General features: G+C 58.4%; 9 protein-coding genes. All 9 read right to left on the minus strand.

All coding sequences use genetic code 11. The features are described from left to right. Positions 1 to 94 precede the first annotated feature (94 nt). Complete coding sequence (locus tag ACIOMO_RS10895; protein ID WP_212544359.1) at positions 95 to 634, minus strand: FixH family protein; 540 nt, start codon at positions 632 to 634, stop codon at positions 95 to 97. A gap of 11 nt (positions 635 to 645) precedes the next feature. Continuing rightward, positions 646 to 2,061 (minus strand): cytochrome c oxidase accessory protein CcoG, encoded by a 1,416-nt coding sequence (gene ccoG / locus ACIOMO_RS10900; protein ID WP_053118785.1) that lies wholly within the window; start codon positions 2,059 to 2,061, stop codon positions 646 to 648. A 262-nt stretch (positions 2,062 to 2,323) separates the two neighbouring features. Then, positions 2,324 to 2,515, minus strand: coding sequence for a hypothetical protein (locus tag ACIOMO_RS10905; protein ID WP_159813746.1), 192 nt, complete (start codon positions 2,513 to 2,515; stop codon positions 2,324 to 2,326). A gap of 134 nt (positions 2,516 to 2,649) precedes the next feature. After that, the gene (locus ACIOMO_RS10910; RefSeq protein WP_212544360.1) at positions 2,650 to 3,057 is read right to left on the minus strand and encodes a type II toxin-antitoxin system VapC family toxin; all 408 of its coding nucleotides are present in this window, start codon (positions 3,055 to 3,057) and stop codon (positions 2,650 to 2,652) included. Then, the gene (locus ACIOMO_RS10915) at positions 3,058 to 3,312 is read right to left on the minus strand and encodes a type II toxin-antitoxin system Phd/YefM family antitoxin (RefSeq protein WP_212544439.1); all 255 of its coding nucleotides are present in this window, start codon (positions 3,310 to 3,312) and stop codon (positions 3,058 to 3,060) included. 169 nt (positions 3,313 to 3,481) lie between these two features. Further along, on the minus strand, positions 3,482 to 4,465 hold the full coding sequence (gene ccoP, locus ACIOMO_RS10920) for a cytochrome-c oxidase, cbb3-type subunit III (RefSeq protein ID WP_053118790.1): 984 nt from the start codon (positions 4,463 to 4,465) through the stop codon (positions 3,482 to 3,484). Beyond that, positions 4,462 to 4,647, minus strand: coding sequence for a CcoQ/FixQ family Cbb3-type cytochrome c oxidase assembly chaperone (locus ACIOMO_RS10925; protein ID WP_003175465.1), 186 nt, complete (start codon positions 4,645 to 4,647; stop codon positions 4,462 to 4,464). The genes ccoP and ACIOMO_RS10925 overlap by 4 nt, the downstream gene beginning before the upstream one ends. Before the next feature lie 5 nt (positions 4,648 to 4,652). Further along, complete coding sequence (gene ccoO / locus ACIOMO_RS10930; RefSeq protein WP_053118792.1) at positions 4,653 to 5,261, minus strand: cytochrome-c oxidase, cbb3-type subunit II; 609 nt, start codon at positions 5,259 to 5,261, stop codon at positions 4,653 to 4,655. Next, positions 5,261 to 6,452 (minus strand): cytochrome-c oxidase, cbb3-type subunit I (gene ccoN / locus ACIOMO_RS10935; RefSeq protein ID WP_401240563.1); only part of this gene is annotated, 1,192 nt, incomplete at its 5' end. The genes ccoO and ccoN, both read right to left, overlap by 1 nt.

Here is a 6,452-nt window from a genome sequence, read left to right on the forward strand (position 1 = left end):
CCCCGGACGCTCCGCGTCCGCTTCGGCTGGGACGCGGAGCGTCCTTGGCTACGTTCCCACGCAGAGCGTGGGAACGATCAGGCACAGGAGTTGTTTATTTTTTCAGGTCTTCCGCGCCCTGGAGGGGTTCATCACCCAGCAGCAGATCCTTGTCGTGGCTGACCAGTTCTTCTTCGAACATGCGCCACACGTGGTCATCCTGACTGCCGAGCAGTTCAACAAAACGACGCCCTTCAACCTTGTCGTTCAGTTGTCCGAGGTAACGGCCGGTTTCAGATTCGCTGCGGGTCAGGACGATCTTGCGATCCTTCTCCGGCTGGGTCGGCGAGATCAGGTTCAGTTCCAGTGTCTTCGGCTGACTGTCACCGCTCAAACGCAGATCAACTTCGCCGGTAACGCCGTCCAGATGCACGTTGGCGCGCATCTTCAGGTTCTGCGCGAGCAACTCACGATCCAGCGAACGGTTGATGCCTTTGCCGGCCTCGTAGTAGTTGTCGTTCACCAGGTTGTCCGGGTTGTTTACCGCGATGGTCACCATGGACAAGGTCAGGGTCACCGAGCAGGCCAGAATCCCGATGATGATCCATGGCCAGAGGTGCTTGTACCAAGGGCTTGCGGCGTTTGCTGCGGGCATGTTCAGTTCTCTCAACGGATTTGTGGGCCGATGAATCGGCTCTTGGCTTCAACGTGGACGCTGTTGTCATCGGCATCCTTGAGGATGAATTTCACCTCGTTGGTGCTCGATGGCAGTTGTTCGGGGGCGCTCGACAGTTCGACCGGCATGCTGAAAATTTCCCCGGCCGGCACCTTGATCTCGCGTTTGCCTTGCAGGCGCAGATCCGGCAGACCGCTGGCTTCCAGCACATAGGTGTGGTCGCGCTGATCCTTGTTCATGATCTTCAGGCTGTAGACGTTTTCGATCCGGCCTTCAGCGTTTTCGCGGTACAGCACGCGATCCTTGCTGACGTCGAAACCAACCAGCGAGCGCATGAAGAACGCGGTCACCAACAGGCTGATCATCGCCAGCAACACCACGGCATAGCCGATCAGGCGCGGTCGCAGTTTATGGGTTTTCTGCCCGGACAGGTTGTGCTCGGTGGTGTAACTGATGAGGCCGCGCGGATAATTCATCTTGTCCATGATGCTGTCGCAAGCGTCGATGCACGCGGCGCAACCGATGCACTCGATCTGCAGACCGTCGCGAATGTCGATGCCGGTCGGGCAGACCTGAACGCACATGGTGCAATCGATACAATCACCGAGGCCCTGAGCCTTGTAGTCGATGCCTTTCTTGCGCGGGCCACGACTTTCGCCCCGGCGCGGATCGTAGGAAACAATCAGCGTGTCTTTATCGAACATCACGCTCTGGAAGCGCGCATACGGACACATGTAGATGCACACTTGCTCGCGCAACCAACCGGCGTTGCCGTAGGTGGCGAGGGTGAAGAAACCGACCCAGAAGTACGACCAGCCATCGGCCTGGCCGGTGAAGAATTCAAAAACCAGTTCGCGGATTGGCGAGAAGTAACCGACAAAGGTCATGCCAGTGACAAAACCAATCAGCAGCCACATCGCGTGTTTCGCGGCTTTGCGCAGCAGTTTGTTGGCGCTCATCGGCGCCTTGTCGAGTTTGATGCGCTGGTTGCGGTCGCCTTCGGTGACCTTCTCGCACCACATGAAAATCCACGTCCACACGCTTTGCGGACAGGTGTAACCGCACCAGACGCGACCGGCGTACACGGTGATAAAGAACAGGCCGAACGCGGCAATGATCAACAGGCCGGACAGCAGAATGAAATCCTGTGGCCAGAAGGTGGCGCCGAAGATGAAGAATTTGCGCTCGGGCAAGTTCCACCACACCGCCTGATGGCCGCCCCAATTCAGCCAGACCGTACCGAAATACAGCAGAAACAGCGCGGCGCCGCCCATCATCCGCAGGTTGCGGAACAGGCCGGTGAAAGCGCGGGTGTAGATTTTTTCTCGTGAGGCGTAAAGGTCAACGCTGTTATTCGCGTTTTTGCTCGGTGGTGTGACGTCGTGTACCGGAATCTGGTTGCTCATCATTGCATCCCACGGCAGTGGAAAAATGCCTCGGTCGATACGTGCCAACCGCGGTCAAAAGGGGGTATTGCAGTGGCGCAATGATACGCCTGTCGCTCTAGCTCAAGGGTGCGACCTTTGGTCGCGTTGGGGGAAGAGCGTGAATGGTGTAGCGATTGCAGCAAAGCATGATGCAGGTCAATTGACTATAGACGATGGCTGTTGCCGGTATCGTGACAGCTGAGGAGGGCAGTGCAGGCACTGCCCTGTTTTCACTCACCGATCAAGGCAGTCGGCCACCGCCGAGGCTGTCGAGGCCACCACTGCCGCGCTTTCTATCAGCAGCGCTTTCGTTATCGACGGAACGCTTTTGTCTGTTCAGGTTATCAGTCGTGCCCGCCGAGTCATTCAGTTGTGTGGGTGCACCTTCCGGGATCGATGGTTCGGTGTTCAGGGTTTCGTCTTGTTGGGTCATTGCTCAGCATCCTTGTCTGAATTTTTTGCGGTACTAACTGCGTCATTGCAGTTGAGTCCAGACGTTATCGCTTGTCGGCGAATGTGCCCATCGAATTTCAATTGCCAAATATGAGCAGGCAACCGGCCAGTCACTCATTCCCATGGATTGATCAACGCCACACCGCTGGAAGCAAAATCAGCCACATTGCGCGTCACTACCGTCAGCCCGTGCACCAATGCCGTGGCGGCAATCAGTGCATCGCTTTCATTGGCGCTGTCCGGCACGTGCAGGCTGGCGCAGCGCAGGGCAACGGCGGCATCCACCGGCAGGATCCGCGCATCGAACGCCGGCATGACGTGACGCTTGAGCCAGTTGCGCAAAACCTTGCCCTGCACCGGGTCGCGGCGCTCCATGCGCAGGACGCCGGTTTCCAGCTCCTTCAAAGTAATCGCCGAGATAAACAGGCGAGGGGCAATCACGGTATTGGCCCAGGCCACCACGTTTTTATCGGCCTTGGGTTTGCGCAGTTCGGAAATCACATTGGTATCGAGTAAATACATTCAGGACAGATCCACAGGGCGGTGAGTGATCACGGCACGCTCGGCTTCGAACTCGATATCGGCCGCTTCGGGCATGACCAGGAGATCGACAATGCTTGCGTTAGTGCCGGTCAGTTTTTCGTACTCCTCAATGCTTAGCAGCACGTGGGCAGGCTTGCCACGGTCAGTGATGATTACCGGCCCCTGAAGCGCGGCTTTTTTGGCACTGCTTGTGTCTTGATTGAACTCACGGCTGGAAATGGTGGTGATGGCCATCATGAGGACCTCTCCCGAAAGATTTTGTAGGAACGTTACTACCGACTTGGAGATCCGACAACCTTCAATTGCAGCAGAGCGTCACCATTGGTCGAACACCGAAAGAACCAAACAAAACGGCCCCGCCAATGTGAGTTGGCGGGGCCGTTTTTTGTTTCAAGCGTAAGCCTTACTCGGCGTTCGCTTCCGGGGCTTTTTCACCGTGGGACAAGCTGTAAACGTAAGCGGCCAGCAAGTGAACCTTGTCGTTCCCTTGCAGTTGTTCCTGCGCAGGCATCTGGCCCTGACGGCCGTAACGGATGGTCTGCTGCAGTTGCGCGAAGCTCGAACCGTAGATGAACGCGGCCGGGTGAGTCAGGTTAGGTGCGCCCATCGCTGGCGTACCTTTGCCTTCCGGGCCGTGGCACGCCACGCAGTTGCCGGCGAACAGTTTCTGGCCGTTGGCGACATCCGCTTTGGTGCCTTCCGGCAGCTTGCGACCATCGAGGTTGCTCACCACGAACGCGGCAACGTCAGCAACGCCTTGCTCGCCGATCACTTCAGCCCAGGCCGGCATCACCGCGTGGCGCCCGCCCATGATGGTGGTCTTGATGGTTTCCGGCTCGCCGCCCCAGCGCCAGTCGGCGTCGGTCAGGTTCGGGAAACCATAAGCGCCCTTGGCGTCGGAACCGTGGCACACCGAGCAGTTGGAGGCGAACAGACGGCCACCCATTTTCAGTGCTTGCGGATCCTTGGCGACTTCTTCGATCGGCATGGCGGCGAACTTGGCGAAGATCGGACCGAACTTGGCGTCCGAGCGGGCCATTTCCTTTTCCCACTCGTGCACGCCGGTCCAGCCGGTCTGGCCGTTGGCGAACGCGGTCTGCTTGTCGTTATCGAGGTAGTTGTACCCCGGCAGCAGGCCTTTCCAGTTGCCCAGGCCCGGGTACAGCACCAGGTAACCCAAGGCAAAAATGATGGTGCCGACGAACAGCATGAACCACCATTTTGGCAGCGGGTTGTCGTACTCCTCGATCCCGTCGAAGGAGTGCCCGACCGTCTCTTCCGTCTGCTCGCTGCGCTGGCCCTTGCGGGTCGACAGCAGCAGCCAGGTCAGGGAAAAGATCGTACCGAGACTGAGGACTGTGACGTACAGACTCCAGAATGTAGTCATTCTTTGTTACTCCTAGAAGCTTGCTCGACGTGCTTGATGGCTTCGGGATCATCCGCGAAAGGCAGCAAGGTCGCGTCTTCAAACTCCGACTTGCGCTTGGGGCTGAACACCCACAGCGCCAGACCGATGAAGGCCACCATCACAACAACGGTGCCCAGGCCACGAATCATCCCGATATCCATCTAAATCACCGTTTGCTTTTGATGATGGTGCCCAGGCCTTGCAGATAGGCCACCAGCGCGTCCATTTCGGTTTTGCCCTTCACGGCATCCTGAGCACCGGCGATGTCTTCGTCGGTGTAAGGAACGCCGAGCGTGCGCAAGACTTCCATTTTTTTGGCCGTCTCCTTGCCGTCGAGCTTGTTTTCCACGAGGAACGGGTACGCCGGCATTTTCGACTCAGGCACCACGTTGCGCGGGTTGTACAAGTGCGCGCGGTGCCAGTCATCGGAGTAACGCGCGCCGACACGGGCCAGATCCGGACCGGTACGTTTGGAACCCCACAGGAACGGGTGATCCCAGACGCTTTCACCGGCCACCGAGTAGTGGCCATAGCGTTCGGTTTCAGCGCGGAACGGACGGATCATCTGCGAGTGGCAGCCGACACAGCCGTTGGCGATGTAGACGTCGCGGCCTTCCAGTTCAAGGGCGGGGCGTGGCTTCATGCCTTCGACCGGCTTGTTGGTGACGTCCTGGAAAAACAGCGGAACGATTTGAGTCAGGCCACCGATGCTGACGGCGATGACCATGAAGAAGGCCAGCAGGCCAATATTCTTCTCGACAGCTTCATGCTTCATCAGTGAGCTCCAACGACAGCGATCTGGGCGGCGGCTTCAGCTTCAACAGCGTTCGAGGCGCGCACGGTGCGCCATACGTTGTAAGCCATCAGGAACATGCCGCTGGCGAAGAAAGCACCGCCCAAGGCACGCACGATGTAACCCGGGTGGCTGGCTTGCAGCGCTTCAACGAACGAGTAGGTGAGGGTGCCGTCATCGTTGATTGCACGCCACATCAGGCCCTGAGTGATGCCGTTGACCCACATCGAGGCGATGTACAGCACGGTGCCGATGGTCGCGAGCCAGAAGTGCGCGTTGATCAGGCCGATGCTGTGCATCTGCGCTTTGCCGAAAATTTTCGGGATCATGTGGTACAGCGCGCCGATGGAAATCATCGCCACCCAACCGAGCGCGCCGGCGTGGACGTGGCCGATGGTCCAGTCGGTGTAGTGGGAGAGGGCGTTGACCGTTTTGATGGCCATCATCGGACCTTCGAAGGTCGACATGCCGTAGAACGCCAGCGAGACCACGAGGAAGCGCAGGATCGGGTCGGTGCGCAGCTTATGCCAAGCGCCCGACAGGGTCATCATGCCGTTGATCATGCCGCCCCAGCTTGGTGCCAGCAGGATGATCGACATCGCCATGCCCAGCGATTGTGCCCAGTCCGGCAGTGCGGTGTAGTGCAAGTGATGCGGGCCGGCCCAGATGTACAGGGTGATCAGTGCCCAGAAGTGCACGATCGACAGACGATACGAGTAGATCGGACGTTCGGCCTGTTTCGGCACGAAGTAGTACATCATCCCTAGGAAACCGGTGGTCAGGAAGAAACCTACCGCGTTGTGGCCGTACCACCACTGGATCATCGCATCGGTCGCGCCGGAGTAGGCGGAGTAGGACTTGAACAGGTTCACCGGCAGGGACGCGTGGTTGACGATGTGCAGCATCGCCGTGACGACGATGAACGCGCCGTAGAACCAGTTACCCACATAGATGTGCTTGGTTTTGCGCTTGGTGATGGTGCCGAAGAACACCAGACCGTAGGTGACCCAGACAATGGCCAGCAAAATGGCGATCGGCCATTCCAGTTCCGCGTATTCCTTGGTGGTGGTGTAACCCAGCGGCAAGGTAATGATCGCGCCGACAATGACCGCTTGCCATCCCCAGAAGGTGAAGGCCGCGAGGCTGTCGGAAATCAGTCGCGTCTGGCAGGTT

The sequence above is a fragment of the Pseudomonas sp. NPDC087804 genome (assembly GCF_044742965.1).
In the GTDB taxonomy this organism is placed as follows: domain Bacteria; phylum Pseudomonadota; class Gammaproteobacteria; order Pseudomonadales; family Pseudomonadaceae; genus Aquipseudomonas; species Aquipseudomonas rustica.

Coding starts and splice junctions, on each gene's coding strand:
- ACIOMO_RS10895 (WP_212544359.1), bottom strand. CDS start 634: ATGCCCGCAGCAAACGCCGCAAGCCCTTGGTACAAGCACCTCTGGCCA.
- ccoG (WP_053118785.1), bottom strand. CDS start 2,061: ATGAGCAACCAGATTCCGGTACACGACGTCACACCACCGAGCAAAAAC.
- ACIOMO_RS10905 (WP_159813746.1), bottom strand. CDS start 2,515: ATGACCCAACAAGACGAAACCCTGAACACCGAACCATCGATCCCGGAA.
- ACIOMO_RS10910 (WP_212544360.1), bottom strand. CDS start 3,057: ATGTATTTACTCGATACCAATGTGATTTCCGAACTGCGCAAACCCAAG.
- ACIOMO_RS10915 (WP_212544439.1), bottom strand. CDS start 3,312: ATGGCCATCACCACCATTTCCAGCCGTGAGTTCAATCAAGACACAAGC.
- ccoP (WP_053118790.1), bottom strand. CDS start 4,465: ATGACTACATTCTGGAGTCTGTACGTCACAGTCCTCAGTCTCGGTACG.
- ACIOMO_RS10925 (WP_003175465.1), bottom strand. CDS start 4,647: ATGGATATCGGGATGATTCGTGGCCTGGGCACCGTTGTTGTGATGGTG.
- ccoO (WP_053118792.1), bottom strand. CDS start 5,261: ATGAAGCATGAAGCTGTCGAGAAGAATATTGGCCTGCTGGCCTTCTTC.